28 protein-coding genes, 2 tRNA genes and 1 pseudogene are annotated in these 26,343 nt (G+C 28.8%); 27 read left to right on the top strand and 4 right to left on the bottom strand.

Going from position 1 to position 26,343, the window contains the following annotated elements; all coding sequences use genetic code 11:
- Positions 1-27: 27 nt before the first annotated feature.
- Positions 28-103 (top strand) — tRNA-Phe (locus tag B3J31_RS04175).
- 4 nt (positions 104-107) lie between these two features.
- A tRNA-Cys gene (locus B3J31_RS04170) sits at positions 108-181 on the top strand.
- Between the two features lie 126 nt (positions 182-307).
- Here B3J31_RS04170 and B3J31_RS04165 read toward each other — a convergent pair.
- Positions 308-1,468 (bottom strand): M20 family metallopeptidase, encoded by a 1,161-nt coding sequence (locus tag B3J31_RS04165; RefSeq protein WP_150846178.1) that lies wholly within the window; start codon positions 1,466-1,468, stop codon positions 308-310.
- Between the two features lie 468 nt (positions 1,469-1,936).
- On the opposite strand from B3J31_RS04165, the gene B3J31_RS04160 reads away from it, so the two are divergent.
- The 10 genes and pseudogenes from B3J31_RS04160 to B3J31_RS04115 all read left to right on the top strand — a co-directional run bounded on the left by B3J31_RS04160 (position 1,937) and on the right by B3J31_RS04115 (position 9,116).
- Positions 1,937-2,143 carry a sigma factor G inhibitor Gin gene (locus tag B3J31_RS04160; protein ID WP_150846179.1) on the top strand — a complete coding sequence of 69 codons (207 nt, stop codon included), beginning with the start codon at positions 1,937-1,939 and terminating at the stop codon, positions 2,141-2,143.
- Entirely contained in the window at positions 2,125-3,561 is a 1,437-nt protein-coding gene (locus B3J31_RS04155; protein WP_346873676.1) for an aminotransferase class I/II-fold pyridoxal phosphate-dependent enzyme, read from the top strand. Before B3J31_RS04160 ends, B3J31_RS04155 begins: the two co-directional genes overlap by 19 nt.
- Positions 3,562-3,602: 41 nt before the next feature.
- Positions 3,603-4,229 (top strand): dTMP kinase, encoded by a 627-nt coding sequence (gene tmk, locus B3J31_RS04150; protein WP_150846181.1) that lies wholly within the window; start codon positions 3,603-3,605, stop codon positions 4,227-4,229.
- 20 nt (positions 4,230-4,249) lie between these two features.
- Complete coding sequence (locus B3J31_RS04145) at positions 4,250-4,579, top strand: cyclic-di-AMP receptor (protein ID WP_035130781.1); 330 nt, start codon at positions 4,250-4,252, stop codon at positions 4,577-4,579.
- Between the two features lie 70 nt (positions 4,580-4,649).
- A complete protein-coding gene (locus B3J31_RS04140; protein WP_150846182.1) occupies positions 4,650-5,585 on the top strand; it encodes a DNA polymerase III subunit delta' in 936 nt (311 codons plus the stop codon).
- An 88-nt stretch (positions 5,586-5,673) separates the two neighbouring features.
- Positions 5,674-5,826 (top strand): annotated as a pseudogene (locus B3J31_RS04135) (MerR family transcriptional regulator); the annotation flags it as partial.
- Positions 5,827-5,889: 63 nt separating this feature from the next.
- Complete coding sequence (locus tag B3J31_RS04130; RefSeq protein WP_035130785.1) at positions 5,890-7,029, top strand: RNA-guided endonuclease InsQ/TnpB family protein; 1,140 nt, start codon at positions 5,890-5,892, stop codon at positions 7,027-7,029.
- Between the two features lie 163 nt (positions 7,030-7,192).
- Positions 7,193-8,101, top strand: coding sequence for a regulatory iron-sulfur-containing complex subunit RicT (locus tag B3J31_RS04125; protein WP_150846183.1), 909 nt, complete (start codon positions 7,193-7,195; stop codon positions 8,099-8,101).
- A gap of 10 nt (positions 8,102-8,111) precedes the next feature.
- A complete protein-coding gene (locus B3J31_RS04120) occupies positions 8,112-8,315 on the top strand; it encodes a heavy-metal-associated domain-containing protein (RefSeq protein WP_150846184.1) in 204 nt (67 codons plus the stop codon).
- A gap of 138 nt (positions 8,316-8,453) precedes the next feature.
- Positions 8,454-9,116, top strand: coding sequence for a LysM peptidoglycan-binding domain-containing protein (locus B3J31_RS04115; protein ID WP_346873675.1), 663 nt, complete (start codon positions 8,454-8,456; stop codon positions 9,114-9,116).
- Positions 9,117-9,183: 67 nt separating this feature from the next.
- On the opposite strand, the gene B3J31_RS04110 is transcribed toward B3J31_RS04115, so the two are convergent.
- Positions 9,184-9,843: a type II toxin-antitoxin system VapC family toxin gene (locus B3J31_RS04110; RefSeq protein WP_035130799.1), complete on the bottom strand. Its 660-nt coding sequence runs from the start codon at positions 9,841-9,843 to the stop codon at positions 9,184-9,186.
- A 573-nt stretch (positions 9,844-10,416) separates the two neighbouring features.
- Here B3J31_RS04110 and B3J31_RS04105 point away from each other — a divergent pair.
- The 3 genes from B3J31_RS04105 to B3J31_RS04095 all read left to right on the top strand — a co-directional run bounded on the left by B3J31_RS04105 (position 10,417) and on the right by B3J31_RS04095 (position 13,345).
- A complete protein-coding gene (locus B3J31_RS04105) occupies positions 10,417-11,163 on the top strand; it encodes a tRNA1(Val) (adenine(37)-N6)-methyltransferase (RefSeq protein ID WP_346873674.1) in 747 nt (248 codons plus the stop codon).
- 30 nt (positions 11,164-11,193) lie between these two features.
- On the top strand, positions 11,194-12,036 hold the full coding sequence (gene rsmI / locus B3J31_RS04100) for a 16S rRNA (cytidine(1402)-2'-O)-methyltransferase (RefSeq protein ID WP_150846187.1): 843 nt from the start codon (positions 11,194-11,196) through the stop codon (positions 12,034-12,036).
- Between the two features lie 184 nt (positions 12,037-12,220).
- Positions 12,221-13,345, top strand: coding sequence for an NlpC/P60 family protein (locus B3J31_RS04095; protein WP_346873673.1), 1,125 nt, complete (start codon positions 12,221-12,223; stop codon positions 13,343-13,345).
- Positions 13,346-13,471: 126 nt separating this feature from the next.
- On the opposite strand, the gene B3J31_RS04090 is transcribed toward B3J31_RS04095, so the two are convergent.
- Positions 13,472-13,717, bottom strand: coding sequence for an AbrB/MazE/SpoVT family DNA-binding domain-containing protein (locus tag B3J31_RS04090; RefSeq protein WP_035130802.1), 246 nt, complete (start codon positions 13,715-13,717; stop codon positions 13,472-13,474).
- Between the two features lie 788 nt (positions 13,718-14,505).
- Between B3J31_RS04090 and B3J31_RS04085 the strand changes: the two genes are divergently transcribed.
- The 12 genes from B3J31_RS04085 to B3J31_RS04030 all read left to right on the top strand — a co-directional run bounded on the left by B3J31_RS04085 (position 14,506) and on the right by B3J31_RS04030 (position 25,352).
- On the top strand, positions 14,506-15,069 hold the full coding sequence (locus tag B3J31_RS04085; RefSeq protein WP_414632058.1) for a DUF1836 domain-containing protein: 564 nt from the start codon (positions 14,506-14,508) through the stop codon (positions 15,067-15,069).
- Positions 15,070-15,148: 79 nt separating this feature from the next.
- A complete protein-coding gene (locus tag B3J31_RS04080) occupies positions 15,149-16,045 on the top strand; it encodes an HD domain-containing protein (protein WP_346873672.1) in 897 nt (298 codons plus the stop codon).
- Positions 16,046-16,163: 118 nt separating this feature from the next.
- Positions 16,164-17,654 carry a methyl-accepting chemotaxis protein gene (locus tag B3J31_RS04075; protein ID WP_346873671.1) on the top strand — a complete coding sequence of 497 codons (1,491 nt, stop codon included), beginning with the start codon at positions 16,164-16,166 and terminating at the stop codon, positions 17,652-17,654.
- An 879-nt stretch (positions 17,655-18,533) separates the two neighbouring features.
- Positions 18,534-19,457: an aspartate carbamoyltransferase gene (gene pyrB, locus B3J31_RS04070; RefSeq protein ID WP_346873670.1), complete on the top strand. Its 924-nt coding sequence runs from the start codon at positions 18,534-18,536 to the stop codon at positions 19,455-19,457.
- Positions 19,458-19,478: 21 nt separating this feature from the next.
- Entirely contained in the window at positions 19,479-19,913 is a 435-nt protein-coding gene (locus tag B3J31_RS04065) for an aspartate carbamoyltransferase regulatory subunit (RefSeq protein WP_346871228.1), read from the top strand.
- A gap of 22 nt (positions 19,914-19,935) precedes the next feature.
- Positions 19,936-21,123, top strand: coding sequence for a dihydroorotase (locus B3J31_RS04060; protein WP_346873669.1), 1,188 nt, complete (start codon positions 19,936-19,938; stop codon positions 21,121-21,123).
- 19 nt (positions 21,124-21,142) lie between these two features.
- Entirely contained in the window at positions 21,143-22,018 is an 876-nt protein-coding gene (pyrF, locus tag B3J31_RS04055; RefSeq protein WP_346873668.1) for an orotidine-5'-phosphate decarboxylase, read from the top strand.
- Between the two features lie 73 nt (positions 22,019-22,091).
- Positions 22,092-22,835, top strand: a complete 744-nt coding sequence (locus B3J31_RS04050) for a dihydroorotate dehydrogenase electron transfer subunit (protein WP_346873667.1) — start codon at positions 22,092-22,094, stop codon at positions 22,833-22,835.
- Positions 22,836-22,845: 10 nt separating this feature from the next.
- On the top strand, positions 22,846-23,742 hold the full coding sequence (locus tag B3J31_RS04045; RefSeq protein ID WP_346873666.1) for a dihydroorotate dehydrogenase: 897 nt from the start codon (positions 22,846-22,848) through the stop codon (positions 23,740-23,742).
- Between the two features lie 12 nt (positions 23,743-23,754).
- The gene (gene pyrE / locus B3J31_RS04040; protein ID WP_346873665.1) at positions 23,755-24,327 is read left to right on the top strand and encodes an orotate phosphoribosyltransferase; all 573 of its coding nucleotides are present in this window, start codon (positions 23,755-23,757) and stop codon (positions 24,325-24,327) included.
- A 186-nt stretch (positions 24,328-24,513) separates the two neighbouring features.
- The gene (locus B3J31_RS04035; protein ID WP_035130819.1) at positions 24,514-24,735 is read left to right on the top strand and encodes a hypothetical protein; all 222 of its coding nucleotides are present in this window, start codon (positions 24,514-24,516) and stop codon (positions 24,733-24,735) included.
- Positions 24,736-24,863: 128 nt separating this feature from the next.
- On the top strand, positions 24,864-25,352 hold the full coding sequence (locus B3J31_RS04030) for a YhcN/YlaJ family sporulation lipoprotein (RefSeq protein WP_346873664.1): 489 nt from the start codon (positions 24,864-24,866) through the stop codon (positions 25,350-25,352).
- Between the two features lie 62 nt (positions 25,353-25,414).
- On the opposite strand, the gene ispF is transcribed toward B3J31_RS04030, so the two are convergent.
- A complete protein-coding gene (ispF, locus tag B3J31_RS04025; RefSeq protein WP_346873663.1) occupies positions 25,415-25,888 on the bottom strand; it encodes a 2-C-methyl-D-erythritol 2,4-cyclodiphosphate synthase in 474 nt (157 codons plus the stop codon).
- Positions 25,889-26,343: the final 455 nt, after the last annotated feature.

Genomic DNA, 26,343 nt, shown 5'->3' with positions numbered 1-26,343 from the left:
AGGGTAGGTTGTTGCCAGGTCAGATGTGGCTCGATAGCTCAGTCGGTAGAGCAGAGGACTGAAAATCCTCGTGTCGCTGGTTCGATTCCTGCTCGAGCCACCAGTTTGGCGCTATAGCCAAGTGGTAAGGCAGAGGCCTGCAAAGCCTTTATCCCCAGTTCAAATCTGGGTGGCGCCTCCAAAAAGACTTGTAAACATATTGTTTACAAGTCTTTTTATTTTATGTATTAAATTATAGAGTATAATTATTAGATTTGGTATGCAAATTCTTATATAGTATGGTACATCAGAATTTACTTTTATTCAATTATAAAGGTTTAGAAATGTTTTTAGAGAGAGAGGTAGTGCTTTCATAGATTAAATCTTTTCGTTCAATTAAATCTATAGAAGTTAAAATTAAGGCTTCAATAGCCTTCCATATATTACATTGAGCATATTCTGTTAATGTTAAATCCATAAACTGTTTTGATGGACAATGAATTGATGGATTATTTACTATTGATATAGACGGATATATAGTAGGCGTAGTATGACTTACAGTACCAATGCCTAAGGGATATAGCATTTTTTTTCCGTAGTTCATTTCAATTAATCCGGTTTCTTTTAAGTTATTTTCAAATAATTTATTTACTACTTTATTATCTAAAAGTTCTTTACAAGGAAGCTCAATTAACTTAATAGAGCAATCTATATTTATAATATCTTCTATGCATTTAATATAGTTTCGTATATTTTCTTCGATTTTGTGACATAACTTATGATCTTTTGATTTAATTTCAAATTTAACCTTAGCAGATGAAGGATATTCAATTAATGCATTATCACAAGTAAGGTTTAAGTGATCCATATAACATTCTTTTGAGATGTTTTTAACTAACTCGTTTATAAAGTGTACTGTATGTAGACAAACATCTAATGAACTTTGGTTAGCATTATCATTAGAAACAAGTAAATTATTGTAATCAAGCTGTAAGGTTGTGCATGCTTGTGAAGTATTATTAATAGATGTTATATTATCCACATGAGGAGCAAAAATTACACTACAATTTTCAAACACATTTTCTTTGGTCATTATAATTTCTGAACCATTAGAGTATTTCCCTGGACATCCGATTACTAGAATAGAACCTCCTATTTTGTCAATGACAGAAGATAACCCTATGGCTGCACCTAAAGACATAGTAGCATTAGCATTATTACCAAAGATATGACCATCATCACTTCCGCTACTATATTTACATATAAAACATATCTCAGGATGATTGTGTCCAATTCTGGCACGAAATGCAGTTGGAATATCTATGAAGTTTTTTTCAATATTAAAATTATATTTTTGTAATAGTTTTATAATGTAATCTGATGATTTATATTCATTAAAACAGTTTTCACTATTTTCATATAAAAATTTATTAATATCTAGAATTTCAGATTTTATAGTAGATAAAAAACTTAGAACATTTTGTTTCAAATGTAACCCTCCCTACAATTTTATAGATACTAATATTATCAATATCTGCCCTTATGTAATTAGTATGTGCACATATCTTTATATTATCCAGTAACAAATTTATAGATAAATAGTACTTTAATAGTATATATATTTGTAATAAATTTTTTATTAAAAGTATTTGTAAATACAAGGAAATTAGACAATTTATGTAGATTAATAGGTATATGGGTTTATTAATTTATTAACAGTATACTTGATGTTATTTAAAGTAGAAAAAGTATGAATTATAAGATGAAATTTTTTTTTTGGACAAAATAAAAAAAAGAATTTCATGAATAAAATATATTATAAGGGGCGATAATTAAGACAGTCTTAACATGGATAAAACTTAGGAGGATTACTCTATTTTAACTAAGTTGACTTATTCAAAGACGATATAATAATAGACTAACAAGTTCTATTGGATAAATTTTGAGGGGGAAAAATATGAATAAGGAATGTATTATATGCAGAAAGCCTCTAGATAATGGTATACTTATATATGGACGAAGAATTTGTGAGAACTGTGAAAGAAGATTATTAACAATAGAAACTAGTACAGATTTTTATGAATTTTATAAGAACTGTATTAAAAAGAATATAGTTCAACTTATACCAAGAGGAGTGAATGATAAGTGCCAAGATTACCGATAGTAGACGCACTATTGAAATATAAAAAAGAAGAAAATAGCTATTTTGCTATGCCTGGGCATAAAATGGGAAAAGCATATGAAGATACAAAAGAAGGAAAGATTTTAGTAGATAATTTCATTAAATTTGATATTACTGAGGTAGAGGGTTTAGATAATCTTCATAATCCTACGGGCATAATAAAAGAAGGACAAGAACAACTTGCTAATTACTATGGGAGTAAAAAATCTTATTTTTTAGTTAATGGAAGTACATCAGGAAACATGATTATGATATTTGCTACATTTAAAGAAGGCGATAAAATAATCGTAGAAAGAAACTGTCATAGATCAGTATTCAATAGTATAATATTACGTAAGTTAAAGCCTATATATGTTATGAATGAGATAAGTGAAAAATATGATGCTCCTTTTTCTATTGATAAAAAGCATCTATTTAAATTAATAAAGGAAAATCAAGATGCTAAGGGAATATTATTAACATACCCTAATTATTATGGCATATGTACAGAGTTAGAGGAAATAGTAAAAGAAGCAAAGAAATATAATATGAAGGTATTAATAGATTGTGCTCATGGAGCACATTTTGGAGTTATAGATGAATTGCCGGATAATCCGCTTAAGCTAGGTTGCGATATGGTTGTTCAAAGTGCTCATAAAACATTACCAAGCTTAACACAAACATCGTTTTTACACGTTAATTGTGATGAGCTTTTAGATGAGGTTAACTTCTATACTAGCGTGTTTTTGACAACTAGTCCTTCATATGTATTTCTTGCCAGTATGGATTATAGTAGATATTATTTACAGAAGTATGGAAGTAAGGATTACAGTATATTAATTAATTTATGTGAGGAATATAGAAAAAAAATAAATGACATTGGTTTTTATCATATAATAGATGAGCATGATATAATTAAGAAAGGTTCATCAACTAGAAATAAGGTATATATAGATAAAACTAGATATGTTATAAATGTACCTAAAGGATTTAGTGGACATCTATTACTAGATTATTTAAAAGTTAATAAGATTCAATGTGAAATGAGTGACTCAAGAAATGTAGTATTAATTTTTGCTACTTCAAACACCAGAGATGATTTTGATAAACTTTATAGAATACTAAAAGAGTGCAATAAGGATACTTTAATAGATCAATATGTAAAGCCTATGCAGTATGAAATTCCATTAATAGATAAATTACCATGGGAAACTCTAAATATGAAAAAAGTTGAGTGTAGTATTAAGGATTCCATTAATAAAGTGTGCGGACAAGCCATTGTCCCATATCCACCTGGGGTACCACTAATAATGCCAGGAGAGATTATTACAAAAGATATTATTGATATAATAGGATATTATATAGATAAAAATGTTACATTATTAGGAGTGAAGGAAAATAACTTAATTATAATAAAGTAGCAAAGAAACTATAGGAAAAGATAAGTTGGGAGGTAAGTTTTTTGAATAAAGGGTTATTAATAGCATTAGAAGGTCCAGATGGTAGTGGAAAATCTACACAAATAGAATTATTAGAGAAATATTTTGTGGATAAGGGTATTGAAGTTATAAGAACGAGAGAACCAGGAGGAACTAAAATTAGTGAAAAAATTAGGGCGGTAATTTTAGATAATGGTAACCAAGAAATGGATAACATGTGTGAGGCTTTACTATATGCTGCGGCGAGGGCTCAACTTATAAAAGAAGTAATAAAGCCTGCGATTGCTCAAGGGAAGGTAGTCTTATGTGATAGATTTGTATATTCATCTATAGTTTATCAAGGAATTGCTAGAGATTTGGGAATAGACACTGTCAAATCTATAAATGATTGTGCTTTAGGTGGACTTGAAGCGGATTTAGTATTTATGATAAGTATTCCATATGATAAAGGAATTGAAAGAAAGAAAAATCAACGGGAATTAGATAGACTCGAGAATGTTGGTATGGATTTTCATAAAAAAGTTTTTGAAGGATATTCAAAAATTAGTAGTATTTATGATAAAATAGAATTAATAAATGGAGATGACTCTATAGAAAATATTCATAGGGATATAGTAAATAGAGTTGAATCCTATATAGAGCATAAATAAATATTTAGGAGGGGTATTATATGAAATTAATAATTGCGATAGTTCAAGATGACGATGCTATGGATTTAATCGATATCTTAACAGAGAATGGGTTAAGGGTTACAAAGCTTGCAACTACAGGTGGATTTTTAAAAGCTGGAAATACCACATTAATGATAGGTGTAGAGGTAGAGAAAGTTGATACTGTTTTAGGATATATAGAAGAAATCTGCAAAGTTAGAAAACAACTTATATCATCACCTTCTCCGGTTGCTGGATCTACAGGGGTATATGTTCCATATCCTGTAGAGGTAAATATAGGTGGTGCTACTATATTTGTTGTTGATGTAGATAAGTTTTTAAGAGTATAATATATTTAAGTAAAATAATGTACAATAGGTTAAACTTATTGTACATTATTTATTATATAGGAAGGAGCAAATGAGTATGATAGGTCATGAAAATATAAAAAATAGCTTAATTGAAGCAATTAATAATAATAAATTTACTCATGCTCATATACTAGTTGGAGAAAAAGGTATAGGGAAAAGTGTTTTAGCTAAATTTATAGCATCAAGGCTCTTAGGAATAGATAAAGTAAGAGAACATGTAGATATAATTAATTGGTCTTTAGATAAGGGAAAAGCATCAATAGGAGTGAATACTATTAGGAGTATTATAGAAGAATGTAATAAGAAACCTTTTGAAAGAGATAAAAAGGTTATTATCATAGACAACGGTGATAAAATTACATTTCAAGCACAGAATGCATTTTTAAAGACTATAGAAGAACCACCGGCTAATGTTTATATATTTATTTTGTGTGAAGAATTAGAAGGTATGTTGGATACAATTAAATCCAGGTGTGGCATACATAAACTAAAACCACTATCAAATCAAGAGATGATTTTATTTCTTAAGAATAGATATACAGAAATTGAAGAAAACAAGCTATTAGTGGCTATTTCTTTTGCAAAAGGAATACCAGGAAAAGCAGAGAGTTTAATAGAAAATGAGGATTTTAATTTAATAAGAAATACAATTTTTGAGCTTATATATAAAATTAAGGATAAAGATTATGAAACCTCTTTATTATATGAAAAGTTTTTTAATGATTATAGAAATATGGAAGAGGAAATTTTAGATGTAATTATAACTATAATAAGAGACATAATTATTTATAAAGAAGTTGTAGATGAAGAGCTTATAATAAATATTGATAAAATATCCGATATTAAAGATTTAGTTAATATATTTTCATTAAGTAAATTAAATGGTATGATTAAAGTTGTAGATGATACAAGAAAAACTTTAAAAAATAATGTAAACTCGTCATTGGCATTTATAACGATGGTTTTGAGAATGCAGGAGGTATAGCAACAGTCAATAAAACTCTATAGAAGTTTATATAATATTTTTGATTTTATATAATGATTATGTTGTAATAAATTCAAGAGGTGATTATATGAAATACTATTCTATTGGGGAGTTTTCAAAACTAATAAGTAAAAACTCTCAAACATTAAGAGGGTGAGATAAAAAAGACATATTAAAACCACATCATGTTGCTCCAACAGTGTATAGATACTATTCACAAGAGCAACTTAATCAGTTTTTAGTTGTAGACTTCAAGGCAAGAGAGCCAATAAAGCTAAAAAAATGATTAAGGAGTTGTTAGAGAGTGATACTGGGGAAGAAAGTTAGATTGTATCCAACTAAAGAGCATGAACAGAAATTATGGCAATCAGTTGGTACTGCAAGATTTATTTATAATTGGACTTTAGCAAGACAAGAAGAAAACTATACCCTAAAGGGCACGCGTAAAAATGGTGGTAAATTCATATCTGATAATGATTTAAGAAAAGAATTAACTATCTTAAAGAAAACAGAACTTAATTGGCTTAATGAAGTATCTAACAATGTGGCTAAACAAGCTGTTAAAGATGGTTGTGAAGCTTATAAAAAGTTTTTCAAAGGGTTAGCTGATAAACCACGATTCAAGAGTCGAAGAAAATCTAAACCGTCTTTCTATAACGATACATCAAAGCTCAAAGTTAAAGAAAGTTCAGTATTAATTGAAAAAGTAGGTTGGGTTACTATAAAGAAAAACTCAATACCTATAAATTGTAAATATACTAATCCAAGAATAAGTTTTGACGGAAAGTATTGGTTTATAGCAGTTGGTATAGAAAAAGAAAACCCAATAGTAGCATTAACTACTGAAAGCATAGGAATTGATTTGGGCATAAAAGATTTAGCTATATGCTCCAATGGAATGACTTTTAAAAATATTAATAAAACAAGAGTTGTAAAGCAACTTGAAAAAAGGCTACGTAGATTACAACGTAGAGTATCTCGTAAATACCTAAAAAATAAAGAAGGGAGTAAGTTTGTTAAAACAAGTAATATTATAAAAATCGAAAAGCAGATTAGATTACTTCATAGAAAATTAGCCAATATAAGAAGTAATTATAATCACCAAGCAACGAATAAGATAGTGAAAACCAAGCCATCAAGAGTTGTTATGGAAACACTTAATATTAAAGGCATGATGAAGAATAAGCATTTATCAAAAGCAATTTCAAAACAATGTTTATATGAGTTTAAAAAACAAATGCAATACAAATGTGAGTTCAATGGAATTGAGTTTATTGAAGCTGATAAATGGTATCCATCATCAAAGACTTGTAGTAAGTGTGGTCATGTAAAACCAAAGCTTTCATTATCTGAAAGGACATATATCTGTGAAGAATGTGGCTTAGTTATAGATAGGGATTATAACGCAAGTATCAATCTATCAAGATATGAATTAGTAGGCTAATCACTTAAAAGATACTACTAATATGTACCATGCGTTGTATGGGAATTTAAGCCCTGGGAGTGTTATAGCAAACGAAAGTAGCTTTATAGCAAAATCGGACACATTGAACAGGGAATTAAACAAGCTTTATAGATTTCTATAATGTTTTGGCAACGGTTTAAATATGATAACAGTAATAGGAGTAAGATTTAAAAAGGCAGGTAAAATATATTATTTTAATCCTGGTGATTTGGATATAAAAAAAGGTGACTTTGTAGTTGTTGAAACCGCAAGAGGAATTGAGTTTGGTGAGTGTGTAGTTGGCATGAAAGAACTCAGAGAAGGTGAAATTGTAGCTCCTTTAAAGAATGTAATAAGAAAAGCTTTAGAGGACGATATAAATGCAAATAAAATTAATAAAGAAAAGGAAGAAGAAGCTTTTAAGATATGTCTTGAGAAAATAAAGGCTCATGATTTGACTATGAAGCTTATAGATGTAGAATATACTTTTGACAATAATAAAGTAATATTCTATTTTACAGCAGATGGTAGAGTAGATTTCAGGGAATTAGTTAAGGATCTGGCATCAATTTTTAGAACTAGAATAGAATTAAGACAAATTGGTGTTAGGGATGAAGCTAAGATGACTGGAGGTCTTGGACCTTGTGGAAGAAGTTTATGTTGCTCTACATTTTTAGGTGAATTTGCCCCAGTATCAATAAAAATGGCAAAGGAACAAAACCTATCTTTAAACCCTACTAAAATATCAGGAATATGTGGAAGACTTATGTGTTGTTTAAATTATGAGCAAGAAACATATGAAGGGATAAGAAAAAGATTACCTAAGGTAGGTTCTATAGTAGATACATGCTATGGAAAAGGAGAAGTAGTTTCTAATAGTGTAGTTAAAGAGGCGGTAAAAGTAAAAGTAAACATAAAAGATGGTGAAGATGATATTAAAGTAGTTAGTATAAATGATTTAACATTAATATCTGGTAGCTATGAAGATATAATTAATGAAATTGATTTAAAGGAATTAGAAAATCAAGCTGAAGACCCTACACTAATTAAAGAGCTATTTAAAGAAAATTAGGAGGAAGGATATGAAGACCACACTTAAAGTTTGTGATATGGTTACAAGTAAAGATGTTACAAGAGTTAAGAATGCCATATCCGCCAATGAAGGGGTTATAGCCTGTGGAATACACAAAGCTAAAAAAGAAGTAGAAATTGTTTATGACAATTATTTTATAAACATAGATGATATAATTGAATCCATAGAGAATAGTGGTTACACAGTTATATAATTATTCAGAATCCTTGTAGATATAAAGCTACAAGGATTTTTTTGCATAAAAATAAACAAAATTAATTAAACATGTATATTTTATATAAATTTGTTAATTATTTAAATAGTAGTATTAAAATATAGAGAGGTGTTAATTATGAAATTTAAAAAACAAATAATAATAGCTATAAGCTGTGCAATTGTTTTGGGTGGAATATTTTTTTCTGTAAGCTATATAGGGAATAAAGATCAAAATAAAGAAACTAGTAACAAACCAGCTACAACCACTGACTCAAAGACTAATGAAGCTATAAATGAAAATAAAGAGAATACTGATAGCACAAAGGTCAATGATAAAACTACACTAGAACAAGAAGATAAAAAAGATACAGGTATGGAAGAAGTAAAAGAAGGATACTATACAGTAAAAGCTAATGATACACTTTATAGTATAGCTAGAACTTACATGCCAAGCTCTGACCCAAATGAAGTAGTAGCAGAAATATTAACAAGGAATAATATGAATAAAGATGATATTATTTCATCAGGACAAAAACTTATTATATCTTATGAAACTTCATTGGTAACAGGAGAAAAAAAATCAGACCCAAAATCAGAAGAGGTAGCTTCAGCTAATGCATCAGAACATACTGATCACATTAAGTATGTTGTTAAATCAGGCGATACATTATTTAGTATATCTAAGGAGTATTTATCCAATATGGATATAATGGATGGAATTGAATTAATTAAAGCACATAATAACCTAAATGAGGATACAATAAAAGTTGAAGATACTTTATGTATACCTAATAAGTAATATATGAAAAAATTAACTTTAGATCAAGGAGATATCTGAAATATAGCCATGTAGAAATACTACATGGCTATATTTTTAATATTTTAACAGAATCGCAATTGGCATAAACAAAGTCACTATCTAGAGTTAATAAATAATGTATATTATGACATATACAAGTAGCTATATGTGTAGCATCATTTATAGACAATAGGTTTTTAATCATTATTTCTTTAGTCTTACTCATACAGAGCTTATTTATTTCAACATATTCGTATTTAACGGTATTTTCGAGTTGATTGTGCATGGTTACAGCAGTTTTATAATAAATACTTAGTAGATCTCTTTTAGAACTGTTTTTAGATAGGTTATCAAAATACTTTTTATAGGGAATTTCTCTTAGCTTATCTATTCTTTTATCCTTTATAATTTTTCTGTCATATTTACTAAAAGATGATATAATTTGTTTTATATTTGTTTGAGAATTAAAGGCGCTTTCTTTATCAATTTTGTGACGTATATCTATCATAAATATTTTATACATAATTTGATTTAAAACTTCAGCAGAAATTATATTTGTAACTAAAAGTTTGCACTGGTTATTGAGTAATATTCTGAATACTTCTATACATTCAGTATGTTTTATATCATCATCATAAACTAAACTTAACAAAAATGATGCATCTAACAATATAGAAGTACTTGATTGAAAATCTATTGATGAAAAGGGGTAAAATAATATTTCCATAATGAATGCAAACCTTTCTTAATTGATTATACTGAATGATTATTGTATTATATTAAATTAAACCATTAGTTATTACTGCTACTTAAGTAATAAGTTAAATATAATTGTATATTCCTATTGATATTGGTAATAATATTAACAGAGTTCTTAGCTTCTTTGAAGCTCTAGAAATCGTTATCCAGGGGCGTAGCAGCTCTTTACTCTCACNNTAGCAGCTCTTTACTCCCACTTTGAAAAAGATGGGCGTATTAGAGCTGGTAGTCATCGGATAAATGACAAATTAAATCATAAATATAAACCCTAAATGCAATATGTTTTATTTAGTATATATTATTTATAAAATACTAGAAAAAACATATTGCATCCCCCTATATTATAGTATGTAAAAATAAAAAGGTTTCCCCTTGAGTAGTTAAATATTTATAACTACTCAAGGGGATTTTGTAATTTTAAGAATAAATTTTTGGATAATTAGTAGTTATTTTATAGATATTATGGATAAGATGAAAAACATAGCAACTTATTATATAATAAGATATGTGTAATCTGGGTATTAGAAAGGAATTTTATATTATGAGTTTAATAAACATAGATGAAACGTTAGATGACTTACAATTAAAGGGTATTCATATCATACAAAAAAAAGAGGGATTTAGATTTGGAGTTGATGCAGTACTTTTAGCCAATTTTTCTAAGGTAAAAAAAAATGCAACTGTTATTGACTTATGTAGTGGAACAGGAATAATTCCATTTATAATTAAAGGTAAGAGTCAATGTGGAGTAATAAAGGGTATAGAGATACAAGGAGAGTTTGCTGAAATGGCAAATAGAACTGCTATGTATAATAATTTTAGTGATGAGATTAAGTTCATAGAAGGGGATTTAAAGGATAAGGAACTTTTAAAATCATTAGGTAGAGTAGATATAGTTACTGTAAATCCACCGTATAAGGTATATAGCTCTGGAATACTCAATGACAGTGATAAGAATGCCATTGCTAGACATGAGGTATGCTGCACATTAGAAGATGTTATAGTGGCAGCTAGGACGTTACTAAAGGATAATGGTAAGTTTTTTATGGTACATAGACCAGATAGAATAGTAGACATATTTACTCTTATGAGAAAGTATAAAATAGAACCAAAGAGAATAAGATTTATTCATCCTAAACCAGGAAAGGCACCTAATATATTATTAGTAGAAGGACAAAGGGATGGGGGGACATTCTTAAAAATAGAAGATCCATTATATGTACATATGGAGGATGATTCTTATTCAGAGGAAATTAAAGCAGTGTATAATTCACAATGGTTAGATTAATAAGACAAAAAATAGAAGAGGTGAGTAAAAGTGAGTGGTAAATTATATTTAATACCAACTCCAATAGGAAATCTAAAAGATATAACTCTTAGGGCCCTTGAAACTTTAAAAAGTGTAGATATAATTGCATGTGAAGATACAAGACAGAGTTTAAAGCTTTTAAATCATTTTAACATAAGAAAAACATTGATAAGTTATCATAAACATAATGAGAATGGGAAAAGTGAGGATATAATAAATAGATTAATAGAAGGCAAAAATATAGCTATAATAAGTGATGCAGGCACTCCAGGAATTTCAGATCCAGGTGCTATTATAGTGAAAAGATGTATTGAAGAAAATATAGAATTTGAAGTGTATCCTGGAGCAACAGCAATTACTACTGCGCTAGTTTATTCTGGACTAAATACAGATAAATTTTTATTTATAGGATTCTTATCTAGAGAGAATAAGGATAGAAAAGAGATTATAGAGGGGTTAGCAGATAGGCAAGAAACTTTAATATTCTATGAGGCTCCACATAGATTAGAATCTACTTTAAATTTCTTAAAAGATAACTTAGGTAATAGAAATATTGCAATATGTAAGGAGCTTACAAAGCTTCATGAAACTATATTAAGGGGAACATTAGAAGAGTGTATAGACCATTATAAAGAAAATAAGCCTAAGGGTGAATATGTACTAGTGTTAGAAGGAAAAAGTAAGACTGAGATTATGGAAGAAATGAAGTCTAAGTGGGTAGATATGAGTATTGAGGAGCATATAAAAGATTATATAAATCAAGGATTAAATAAAAAAGAAGCAATAAAAAAAGTTGCAAAGGAAAGAAACCTACACAAATCAGAGGTATATAAGTTTGGAATTGATATATAAACAAAAGCAGTTTGAAAAATTTTTCAAATTAGAAGGAATATGATAATTTATATTGAATATATTTACTGTATATCTATTAAAAAATAGATGGTTATCTCATTTTTTTCCTAAATTACTTGAGATAACAATCATTATAGTGTTATAATGGTAAATGAGATTTATAAATGAGGGGGAGGGAATTTTTTTGAATAAGAAGAGTATATCATTAGTACTTGCTTTAGCATTGTCTATTTCTTGTGTTGGAACTAGTGCGTTTGCAGATCCAAACAGTGATAGATCAACATATGAGCAAAAGTTGGAAGAAAACAAAAACAACTATAAAAGTGCTCAAGAGCAAGTCGATGAGATAGAAGCTTCAATACAGTCAGTAAATTCTCAGATGGAAGATATATCTATAGATATAGAAGAGTTGAATGCTGAAATTCTTGAAGCAGAAGGCAAAATTGAAGAGAGCAACAAGAAGGTACAAGCTACTGAAAGTGATATAAAAGAGCAAAATGAAAAATTTAGTGAGAGAATGAAAGCGATGTACATTAATGGTATGGGTAGTTATGTTGAGGCGCTTTTAAACTCAAATAGTATATCAGATTTTATGTCTAGATTAAATAACATAAATATAATGATAAACTCTGATAAAGAAATTGTTAGTAGTTTAAATGAAAAAATAGAAACTATTGAAAAACAGAAAAAAGTAGTTCAAGATGAAAAAGTAAAGCTAGATGCATTACAAGAAGAAAATAATAAAAAATTAGCTCAATTGGAAGAAAAAAGAGCAGAACATAAAAAGGCTTTAGCTAAAGCGGAGGCTAATAGAGACTTATTTGATGCAGCTGTGAAAGAGAGTGAAGCTCAAATAAGAGAGACAGAGAGACAAATAATGCAGTATGTTAGTAATGGTAATACTAGTACTAATAGACCTAGTAGGGGAGGCAGTGGTGGCTCAAATGTGATAGCACCTCCAAATGCTTCAGGAAGCTCTATAGTTGGTTATGCGTATAAATTTTTAGGAGTTCCATACCAATGGGGTGGAAACGGGCCTAATACTTTTGATTGCTCAGGCTTAACTAGATATGTATATGCTGCCAATGGAATAAGTCTTCCTAGAGTAGCGCAGGATCAAATGAACGCAGGAACACCAGTTTCTAATCCTCAACCTGGGGATTTGGTATTCTTTGGTTCAGGCGGATATGCATACCATGTTGGTATATATGTAGGTAATAATTCTTACCTTCATGCTCCTCAAGATAATGAGGTTGTAAAGATATCGCCTATGAGTAGATACGATTATATAGGGGCAAGAAGATATTAATTTCTTAAGATAAGATCAGTAATTTAATTACTGGTCTTTTATTTTAGGTTGGGTAAATAGATTTATATAGTATATACGATATAAATAATAAAAACGTTACTTAAAAATAAGTAACGTTTTTATTATTTATTGTTGATTCTTTAATTCATTTAGACATTTTTGACAGATGTTTTTAGATTTATAGTTAACCACATCACGAGCATCTCCACAGAAGATACATGCAGGTTCATATTTTTTTAATATAACTTGCTCACCATCTACGTAAATTTCAAGAGCATCCTTAACGTCAATATCTAAAGTCCTTCTCAATTCTACCGGGATAACTATTCTCCCTAACTCGTCTACTTTTCTTACAACACCAGTTGATTTCATAATAAATTCCTCCTATATTTTTGATTATGTAATCAAATAAAATTTAGTTAGCAGATATTATATTTAATACCATATAATAACTATAATACAAGAAAAATCATAAGTCAATAAAAAATGATAAAAAAAATATATTTATTACATTATGTGCCATTAATATATAATCTATTATAGTACTATTAATCACATAATAAGGAAAATATGAATAATTTAACTTACAATTTAATATTTTAACATAAAAATACTTATTTTCAATACTATTTTACTTAGTTTCTGAATTGATTCTACAAAAAATATCAAAATTTGAAGGAGCTAAAGCCATATTATTCAGTAGTCTAGACAGAAAATAAAAAATATTATGCACAAGCTATCTGTGGATAATGTGGATAATTTATAAAGATACCTAAAGTTAGTAGAATTATAGGAATTAACATGTATATATTAATCAACAGCTGATGTTGATATTATTTATAATAATATGTTAGTAAAATGTGATTATTGTTAATAATATTGATATGTGCTTATATTTGAATGAATAATTTATATTAATTTCATAATCCATGAATAAATAATTCGACTTTTATTTTATAAGATATTTGTAAATATACACATTATCTTTTATAATTAATATGAAGTAGTGTACAAAAATTTACATTATGATATATTTAACTAGTATTAAGACGAGAATATGTTAAATTTTAAAAAGGTTATTAAAGTGAGGGATGAAAATGAATGATAGAGAAAGAGATAGTGGGACTATTTTTCAAGAGGTGGTATCTAAATTTTCGGAGATGATAGGTGAGAATACTGAAAAAAGTATAATACAGTATGATGAATTACCACAGTATGACTTATTTTTATCACAAGTTAAAGATTATCTTAACGATAAGTTTAAGCACGATAAATTTACTAATAGCATACTCCAAAATTATATAAAGAGTGAAGTTATTTCTAAACCAGAAGATGGGAAAAAAAGAGGATATACTAAGCTTCATTTAGTTCAATTAGTTTTACTAGGATATATGAGGCCAATTTTGACCACAGATGAAATAAAAAGTGTATTTAGATTAGCTTTTAATGATATAAATAATAGGGAGGATGATATTCTTTCATGGGAAGATACCTTTAAATTATTTAGTGATTTACAGCAAAAAAATATAGAATTATTTTTTAGTGGAGAAGAGAAGGATTTAGAAGAAATTATTAGAAGACACTTGGAAAAGTATGAATTTAATAATGAAGATAAAGAAAGAATATTAATGTTCTTATTAGTTATGATTTTAGTAGCTCATGCAAGTAATATAAAGAAACTAGTTACTACATTAGTTGAAGAATTTGGAGATAAATATAAGTAAAATATTATATGGATCAAAGAATAAAAATGTCTTCTTATGAAAAGATACATAATAGATGACTTTATAAGGAGATGAGGTTATGAAATCAATCTATTTGATTCAAGTAGCTAATAGTACTAATAAGGATTTAGTAGAATTATTACTTATGATTAAAGATAAAAAAGTATATAAAGATGAGATAATATATACTCTAGGAGATGTTACAGGCGAATTAAGGCTTAAAGCTAAAAATAATTGCAATAATGTATTAAATATAGGTGATGTAGTAAATGTTAGTATAAAAGATAATAGTATAGTGAAGCTAGATTTATCAAAATCTAGTTATAATTTAAATGATTTTATGAACTTTGTAAAAAGAGATGTAAAATTTATATTAGATGAATTAGAAGAAATGACAACTCAACAATTTAAATGTGAAGAGGTTATGTCTTTAGATAAATATTTTTTTGGTAATAAGGATTTTATGAATATTTTTTCTCAAGGAATTGGAGGGTTAGAACACCATACATATATAGGTGGGCTTGCAGAACACACTCTTAATGTAACCTATTGGGCAAAAAAACTTGCATATAGGTATAATTGTAGATATAAGGAAATTGCTATATTAGCAGCAAAACTTCATGATATTGGAAAGGTATATGAATATTCGTCAATTGGAAGGTTTAAACCAACCATTAGAGGTGAAATGGAAGGTCATATAGTTATAGGTATAACTATGATAGAAGAAGCATTTAAAAATAATCCTGGATTTTATAGTGAGGACTTTAAAAGTCGAATTAAAGGATGTATTGTTCAACATCATGGAAAACCGGAGTATGGATCTCCTAAAGGGCCAAATACAGAAGAGGCTTTTATAGTACATTATGCAGATTATATTGATGCTACTATGAATAAGGTATCAAAGGTAAAAGATAAAACAATACATGATACATGGTCGGATTATGAAAAAAAGATAGAAACTAAATTATTTATATAAAACCATAAAGCGAATTACTTAGGTGGTTTGTTTTATGGTTTTATTTTGAAAATATATATTAAGATGTATATACAATGGTACGATAATTCAATGGAGTAAAAATATGGGGGGAATTATTATGGGGAAAAATGAACATAAAGAGAACTATAACAATTATATTACTAAAGTAAATAAATTAATGTTAATTGTATTCCTAAGTATTATGTTTGTTACAGTAGCAGGTTCAGTTCTACAAGTTTATAAGGGAGATAGAAGGATTGGATTTGCAATATATAATATATTAGTAGCAGCTATAGCCTATGTTATAGCCATATTCTTATATATGAAAAACTCATCAAATAACATAATGAGATGGGTTTTGGCTACAGGATTTTTATTAGTAGATACATATATATTACTCACATCATCCTGTGCATCTGCTTTTGCAGCTGGATTTCCATTTATACTAAGTTTAGTTTTATACTTGGATTTAAAATTAATAACTACTGTTGGTGGAATAAATTTAATATCTATACTAATATATGCATATATGCAGGTGAAGTTAGGAAATAGCGCTGAGTTAAGTGGGATTTTAGGTACTACTATAATGTTTTTGCCAACACTTGTAATAGTTACACAATTTATTTCTAAAATGAATAAAGATATAAATAAAAATGTAGAAGAATTAAATGAAAATAGTAAGATACAACAAAAGATGTTAATAGATTTATCCAATGTATATACTGTAGTTAAAGAAAAATCTAATGAGCTTAGAGGAATTGTTTCTTTAATAGGTCAAAGTACAGAAATTGTAAATTCATCTATAGATGAAATAGCAATAGGGGCAACTAATACTAGCAAAGAAATTGAGAGTCAGACTAATTTAGTAAATAATATAAAGCATGAAATAACAGAGACTGAAGAAGTAACTACTATTGTTAAACAATCCTCTGAGGAAGCTGATGAGGTAATAGACAATGGAATAAAAATTGTTCATGAATTATCTAAGAAAAGTGAATATATTATGAGCAAAAATAAAAAGGTTAGTGACATTATGAAGGAACTAGCTGAAAAATCATCTAATATTGCGGAAATAACTAATGTTATATCATCTATTTCAGAGCAAACTAATCTTCTAGCATTAAATGCTGCAATTGAAGCAGCTAGGGTTGGTGAAAGTGGAAAAGGATTTGCTGTGGTAGCAGATGAAATAAAGAAATTAGCAGCTGAGAGTAAAAATAACTCACTAGAGATAGGAAATATACTGAAGTCTCTAGAAGAAGATACTAATGTATCAGTTTTAGAGGTAGAAGAATTAGTTCATGCTAATGATGAACAACAACAATTGGTTAAAGATACAAATAAAGCATTTTCAACTATTCAGAAAAATGTATCTACAGTAAAAGAGGAAATGATAGGTGTGGTTACTAAGGTATCTGCAATTTTAGATAGCAGTGAAAAAATTCATGATAACATTACAAATCTATCAGGTATAGCCCAAGAAACCATGGCAAGTTCGGAAGAAACTTCAACCATATCTTATGAAAATCTAAATAATTCTAAGGAATTAGAAAATATAGCAGCAGTGTTAAATAGTTCAATAGAGGAAATAAGTAAGTACTTCAAATAAATAGAGTTTTTAGTCATTGGGATTAACATATTAAAAAAATAATGCACTCTTTATTTTAAAGAGTGCATTATTTTTTAGTATTTTAGCTACAAGAGCTTTCACCTATAGCTTTAGATATTACTCTAAAAGTTTTTCCAAAGAAAGTTTTTTTGTAAGAAACAATACAATCTTCAAAAATATATTCTTCATCTTTATCAACTGCAAAAGTTATTCCATTAACAGTTTCTACAGTATCATTTGATTTTTGTTCATCCAGAACAACGCTTAGGTTAGGGCCGCCTCAACCAAAACCTGCAATAGCTAGTCTAACAACAGATTTGCCTTGTTTGCTTAAATTTTCTAAAAGTGCATCTTTAGTTTCGTTATCAAAAGTTATTTTCATTTTAATATCCTCCTTATAATTTGCTTTTATTTAGTATACCATGTGGTTTTACATTTATGCTGATAAATATTTGATAGCCTTGGTATTTACTTCTTAAGATAAACTAGTATATAATTTATACTGTTTATATAATTTATAATACAATATTTATATAGAAAGATATGTGATTTAATCACATAAATAAGCCAAATTAAAAAATTTAGTATTATAATAAACTGTATTGACATTACAGTTTATTTAAAGTAAAATGAAAATAGTAAAAATTTAATAAAGAATCCTTTTAAAAACGGTACAGAGATGCCGGCAAGGGAAGATAATATTTTGGTATGAATACATTTGTAATATGATAAAATTTACAATAATATATTCATATACAAAGTTGTATTTACAGATATTTATAGCTTTCCTTGTTGAGGAAAGCTTTTTTTTATTGAATTTTATAAGTAAATCTTAATACCTTTAAATTATCCCAGAGAGGCTAAAAAGGAGTGTTTTATATGTTAAAAGGAAGAAATTTAATCGAACCAATGGACCTTACTTTAGAAGAATTAGACGAAATATTTGACCTAGCAGATGAAATAATAAAAGATCCAAGAAAATTTATACATGCTTGTGATGGGTACTTGCTTACTACATTATTTTATGAGCCAAGTACTAGAACCAGATTTAGTTTTGAAGCTGCTATGAATAGATTAGGCGGAAGCGTAATCGGATTTTCAGAACCAAATGCTAGTTCAGTAGCTAAGGGAGAAAGTATTGCAGATACCATAAGAACTGTTGCATGCTATGCAGACATTGCTGTAATGAGACATCCTAAAGAAGGAGCACCACAGGTTGCAGCACAATATAGTGATATTCCCGTAGTAAATGCAGGGGATGGTGGTCACCAACATCCAACTCAAACCTTAACTGATTTACTAACCATAAGAACCCTAAAGGGAAGACTAAATAATTTAACAATAGGTTGTTGTGGAGATTTAAAGTTTGGAAGAACAGTACATTCGTTAATAAAAGCTTTAAGTAGATATGAAAACAACAAGTTCGTACTAATTTCACCTGAAGAATTAGAAATACCAGAGTATATAAAGAAAGAAGTCCTTAAAAAGAGAAACATAGAGTTCAAGCAAGTTAGAACTATGGAAGAAGCTATGAAGGAAATAGACATTTTATATATGACAAGGGTACAAAGAGAAAGATTTTTTAATGAAGAAGACTATATAAAACTTAAAGATACTTATATATTAGATAATGAGAAAATGAATCTTGCGAAAGAAGACATGATAGTACTTCATCCATTACCAAGAGTAAATGAGATAGCATATGAAGTAGATAGTGATAATAGAGCTGTGTACTTTAAGCAAGCTAAGTATGGAATGTATGTGAGAATGGCATTAATACTAAAACTATTAGGAATTTACTAAGGTATATAAGGAGGAAGTAATATGTTAACTATAAATAGTATAAAAAACGGATTAGTAATAGATCATATAAAAGCTGGAGAAGGAATAAAAATATTTAACTTCTTAAACTTAGATAAAGCTGATTTCACTGTAGCCCTTATAATGAATGCTAATAGTGATAAGTGTGGGAAAAAAGATATAATAAAAATAGAAACTAGAATAGATATTGATTTTGAAATATTAGGAGTAATAGATCCAAATATAACTATAGATATAATAGAAAATGAAGAAATTAAGGAAAAAATTAAGCTTACACTTCCTAAAAAGGTTGAAAATGTTATTAAATGTAAGAATCCTAGATGTGTTACATCTATAGAACCTAACATTAAGCATATACATTACTTAGTAGATGAAGAAACGAAGGAATATAGATGTCATTACTGTGATGATTTACAAAAGGTAACTTCATTATATTAATAGATAGGATTGGAGAATACTTATGGAAATTTGCATAAAGAATGGTACAGTCGTTGACTGGAGTGGAACCTTTGTTGGAGATGTCTATATAAAGGACGGAGTAATTTGTGAGATAGGAAGAAATCTCATAAAGGATTGTAAAACTATAGATGTGGCAGGAAAGATAGTAATGCCTGGTTTTGTAGATTTACATGTGCATTTTAGGGATCCGGGACTTACACATAAGGAAGATATACAATCAGGTTCTCATGCTGCAGTTAAAGGTGGATATGTAATGGTAAACCTTATGGCAAATACAAATCCAGTATGTAGCACTATGGAGACAGTTAATTATGTTATAAATAGGGGTAAGGAAGTAGGACTTATAGATATTAATCAAGTTATATCTATAACTAATGAGTTTAGTGGAGATGACATAAGCCATTTAGATAAGCTAAAAAAAGGTGATATTAAAGTAATATCAGAAGATGGAAAAGATGTTATGCACAGCGAAGTTATGTTAAATGCTATGATTAAGGCTAAAGAGAAGGATATAACTGTTATGTGCCATTGTGAGAATCATAATCTATCTGATATAGATATGAGACTGGCAGAAAATACTATGACTTGGAGAAATATAACTTTAGCAAAACATGCAGGGTGTAAAGTTCACTTTTCCCATGTAAGTACCAAAGAATCTATGGAATATATCATTAAAGCAAAGGAAAAAGGTCATAAAGTTACTTGTGAAGTATCTCCTCATCATATAGCTTTAACAAATGATGTAGAGTATAGAGTAAACCCACCTCTTAGAGAAAAGGAAGATATGGAATACTTAATCCATGCTATAAAAGATGGATATGTGGATAGCATTGCTACAGATCATGCACCTCATACTGAAGAAGATAAGAAAAATGGAGCTCCAGGAATATCAGGAATAGAAACAGCCTTTGGAGTTTCTTATACAAAACTTGTAAAGCCAGGTCATATAGACTTAAGTAAGCTAAGTGAAATCATGAGTAAGAGACCTAGTGAAATACTAGGAGTTAATAAGGGCCAAATAGATATAGGTTATGATGGAGATTTAGTAATATTAGATTTAGAAAAAGAATATGAGATACGTAAGGAAGAATTTTTATCAAAAGGTAAAAATACTCCATTTAATGGTATGAAAGTATATGGAGAAGTTATAACTACCATAAAAGGTGGTAAAGTTGTTTATAAAAAATAGAAAAGTGAGGGAGTATCATATGATTATAGATAGACTATTCGATATAATTGCAGAAAAAGGACATGTATGTGTGGGACTAGATACAGATATATCATATATACCAGAAAGTTTTATGAAGAAATTTGAAAACATAGGGGATGCAATTTTCGAATTTAATAAAGCTATAATAGATGAAACTATAGACCATGTAGCTTGCTATAAACCACAAATAGCATATTATGAAGCATATGGATTGGAAGGATTAAGAGCTTATTCCAATACATTAAAGTATATAAAGGAAAAGGGAGCAATATCTATAGGGGATATAAAAAGAGGCGATATAGCTAAAACGGCTGAAATGTATGCTAAAGCGCATTTTGCAGGAGAGTTTGAAGCTGATTTTATAACTCTAAGTCCATATATGGGATTAGATAGTATAGAGCCATACTTACCTTATATTGAAAATAGTGAAAAAGGAGTTTTTGTACTGATAAGAACTTCAAACAAGGGCAGCAAGGATATTCAATATATAGAAACTAAGGGTGGTAGAAAAGTATTTAATGTAGTAGGGGAAACTATAAATAATTTAGGTAAAAATTATATAGGTAAGTGTGGGTATAGTTCTATAGGTGGGGTTATAGGATGTACCCATGTAGATGAAGGTATAGAAATAAGAAATTCCTTAGGCAGTACATTCTTTTTAATACCAGGATATGGTGCTCAAGGTGGGAAAGCAGAAGATGTAGCCCTTTATCTTAAGGATGGAAATGGAGGAGTTGTTAACTCTTCAAGGGGTATAATGCTTGCATATAAAGGAAAACTAGATGGTGAAGAAAACTTTGCTAAGTATGCAAAAGAAGAGGCAATTAGAATGAAAAATGAAATTCTAACAGCTATAGGAAATCTAAAAAAATAAATTATAACTACAGTTCATGCCATACAACTTTATTGTATGGCATTATATTAGAATAAATTATTAGGAGATTAGAATGAAAAAAGATAATTATGAATACAAAGTTTGTAAAGTAATAGAGAACAAAGAAGTTGCTAAAGGAATATTTAAATTATCTATAGAGGGTAAGTTTCAAGGAGAACCGGGACAGTTTTATATGCTAAGATCCTGGGAAAAGGAACCTATATTATGGAGACCTATTAGTATTCATAATATAACATCAAATTCTATAGAATTCCTATATCAGCTAGTTGGAGAAGGAACAAAATTATTAAGTTATCTTATACAAGGACAAGAGGTTAAGGTTATGGGTCCATTAGGAAATGGCTTTGACTTAGAAGAGATAAAAGGCAAGGTTGCGGTAGTATCAGGAGGAATTGGGGTTGCTCCAATGAGATACCTGGTAGATAATATAAAGGATTCAGAAGTTCATATATTTGCTGGCTTTAGAGATGAAGTTTATGGATTAGAAGAAATAAGTGAGTTAGATTTATCAGTAAAGGTGTCTACAGAAGATGGTAGTGTTGGACATAAAGGATATGTAACGGAACTATTTAATCCTAAAGACTATGATTTAGTTTTATGCTGTGGACCAGAGGTTATGATGTATAGAGTAATTGATATGTGCAAGGAAGTGGGTACAAAGATATATGTATCAGAAGAAAAGAAGATGGCTTGTGGAGTAGGAGCTTGTCTTGGTTGTACATGTAAAACAGTTAGTGGAAATAAAAGAACATGTAAAGATGGTCCTGTATTTAATGGATTAGATTTAGAGTTTTAAAGGAGAAATTATGCTTAAGGTAAATATTTGTAATAAGGAATTCAAGAATCCAATAATGACAGCATCAGGTACTTTTGGCTTTGGTGAAGAGTATAGTAAGTTTTATGATATAGCAAAACTTGGAGGAATTTGTAGTAAGGGCTTAACCTTAAATCCAAGACAAGGTAATGATGGAGTAAGAATCAAAGAAACAACAGGTGGAATGCTTAATAGTGTAGGACTTCAAAACCCAGGAGTAGAAAACTTTATAAAAGATGAACTTCCAAAGATGAAAGAATATAACACTAATATAATAGCTAATGTTGGTGGAGCTACAGTAGAAGAATATATAAGTATAATCGAGAAGTTAAACCAGGTTGATGTAGACATCATAGAACTTAACATTTCATGCCCTAATGTAAAACATGGTGGTATGGCTCTAGGAATAAAATCAAAGGTTGCCTATGAGGCAGTAAAAGAAGTGAAGAAGGTATGTAAAAAGCCATTGATGGTGAAGTTATCTCCTAATGCAGAAAATATAGTAGAGATGGCGCTTAGTTGTGAAGAAGCGGGAGCTGATGCACTATCATTAATAAATACTTTTCAAGGAATGTCTATAGACTACAAAAAACGAAAGGCTGTATTTGATAATATCTATGCAGGATTCTCGGGACCAGCAGTAAAGCCTATGGCTTTAAGAATGGTTCATCAAGTGTGTAAGGCATGTAAGGTTCCAGTAGTTGGTCTTGGCGGTATTACAAATTGGGAAGATGCTATAGAGTTTATAATGGCAGGAGCTACAGGGATCCAAATAGGTACAGCTAATTTTATAAATCCTTTTGTACCATTAGAAATTATAAAAGGAATAGAAGACTTTTTAATAAAAGAAAATATTAAAGATATTAGTGAAATTAGAGGAATAGTATAGGAGGAAAATATTATGGAAAATAAAATTGTAGATATATTAGTTCAATGTGAGGCATTATTAGAAGGGCATTTCTTGCTATCATCAGGTAAACATAGTAATAGATACTGTCAATGTGCAAAATTACTACAGCATCCAGATAAGGCAGCGCAAGTATTGGAAGTAGTTGCAAACAAAGTTAAAGATTTAGATGTTGATATGTTAGTAGGTCCTGCTATGGGAGGAATAATAGTTGCTTATGAGCTAGCAAGACAACTAGGAAAGCCAGGGATATTTACTGAAAGAAAAGACGGTGTAATGACATTAACAAGAGGCTTTGAAATTAAGCAAGGACAAAGAGTTTTAATTACAGAAGACGTAGTTACAACAGGAAAATCTACTATGGAAGTTGTAGAAGTACTAAGAGGTTTAGGTGCAGAAGTTGTAGGTGTATGTTGTATAGTCGATAGGAGAGTTGAAAATTGTGCTTTAACTCTTCCGGTTTATAGTGCATGTAAACTGGAAATAGAAAGCTTTGATAAGGAAGAATGCCCACTATGTAAAAAGGATATACCTTATATAAAACCAGGTAGCAGAAACATTAAATAATTGAATAATTAACCAAGTTGTAATAAAGTTCACCTTACTTATAGATTTTATATAGGGAGGTGAATTTTTTTATAAGAGATGGTGCAAATAAATTTTATATTATAACTAATGATTATAGTCATAAATTATATAATAGGATAATATTATATATCATTAATTAACAACTGGTGTAAGGAGAATGTAAATATGATTAATGATGTTCCTAGTATTATATATGATAAAAATAAAAATCCTCTGAGAGTTATAAAATCATCAAGAGTATTCTTTAAGAAACATGGAAGAGTTGGATATGTATTTCATGTTGAGAGGGAGGAAAGAATAACAAGTATAAGTGAGTTTGACTTAGTTGAAGACAATGGGAATTTTGTTGTTACGAAAGATATATTTGAGAATTCAGATACGATGTAAAAGGTGGAGATATAATTTAGAATAGGAATATACTTATGCTTATAAGCCAAACTATATATAGTTATTTATTATTAATTCTATAGATTATAGAAACTAAATTAATATAATTATATATAGGAGGATATAAAATGAAAGGAAAAATAAATGATATATTATTATTTATTGTAGTTTTATTAATTATTGTAACGGTGGTATTAATGGGATGTAATAGTAATAGTAAAAAAAGTGATACTGTGGGAGCCGGTCCTACTGTTGAAGATATGAGTGATGAACCTATAGATAAAGAAGTAGAAATTAGAAATGCAATATCTACCTGTGAGAGAATTATGGCAGACATTGAAGAAATTCCAGAAATACAATCTTCGGTAACCTATATAAACCATGAATCTATATTAGTTGCATTAAAGTTAAAGGATAACTACAATAATATATCTCCGGAACTACGAATGGAAGTTGAAAAAAAAGTTAAGGACATCTATTCTAATGCTAAAACCATAGCTATAAGTGATGACGAATATGTATATGAGTCAATAGCCAAATTGTTGAAGTCTTTTAAGGAAAATAAGCCATTTGAAGAATTTAAGAAAGACTTAGAAGAGATAATAGAGAATATGTAATAAACACTTTAAAAAGTCCAAGGTTGAATTTTAATGACCTTGGACTTGTATTTTTATATATCTCATATTTTACTTATTAAACATATAGATTGAGAGGAAATTCCTTCTTCAATACCAGTAAAGCCAAGACCTTCTTCAGTAGTAGCCTTTACATTAATTTGATCTATAGAAATCCTTAATGCTTCACTAATATTTTCTCTCATGGATGTAATATAAGGAGACATTTTAGGACGCTGGGCAATTATTGTTGCATCTATGTTTTCTATTTTATAATTATTTTTACTTAATAACTCTCTAACTTCATTAAGAAGTTTAATACTAGAAATACCTTTAAATTCAGCATCTGTATCAGGAAAGTGCTTTCCTATATCACCAAGTGCTGCAGCACCTAGTAAACTATCCATAATTGCATGAATAAGAACATCAGCATCTGAATGACCTAAAAGCCCAAGTGTATGTGGTATTTTAACTCCACCAATAATTAAAGCTCTATTAGGAACTAACTTATGTACATCATATCCTAAACCAATTCGCATATATAAACCTCCAATAAATAATAAATAATGTGTCAACTTAAGTTTAACACAGTTTAATCATTAGTATCTATTAGAAAGATAAAAAAAGTTTAAGTGTGTAATAGCTAATTTCTCTAGTAAAGATGTATAAATAAAAAGTTATCAACATGTTATTCACATTAGTGTGGATAATGTTGATAAAATTTCACGTGTTTATAAGGTGTATATGGAGTCTAGAAGAGAAATTATAGAATTATAAGATGAAAATCTATGTATTAACATTGAATTCACTAAGTTATAAACAGGATACCTGTGGATAATGTTAATAATATGGACAAGTTGATAATTTAACAGTATATAAAATTATATTATGAAGCATCGACAAAATTTTATTAACAATGTATGTTAATAAAATAATATGTAGAAATTTAGTATTGAAAATATTACAAAATATGATATAATTTTATATGGATTTA

This window comes from Clostridium sp. UBA5988, assembly GCF_002435615.1.
GTDB classification, from domain to species: domain Bacteria; phylum Bacillota; class Clostridia; order Clostridiales; family Clostridiaceae; genus Clostridium_J; species Clostridium_J sulfidigenes.
The sequence above is the reverse complement of the archived record's forward strand: the minus strand, read 5'-3'. Positions and strand labels throughout refer to the sequence as shown.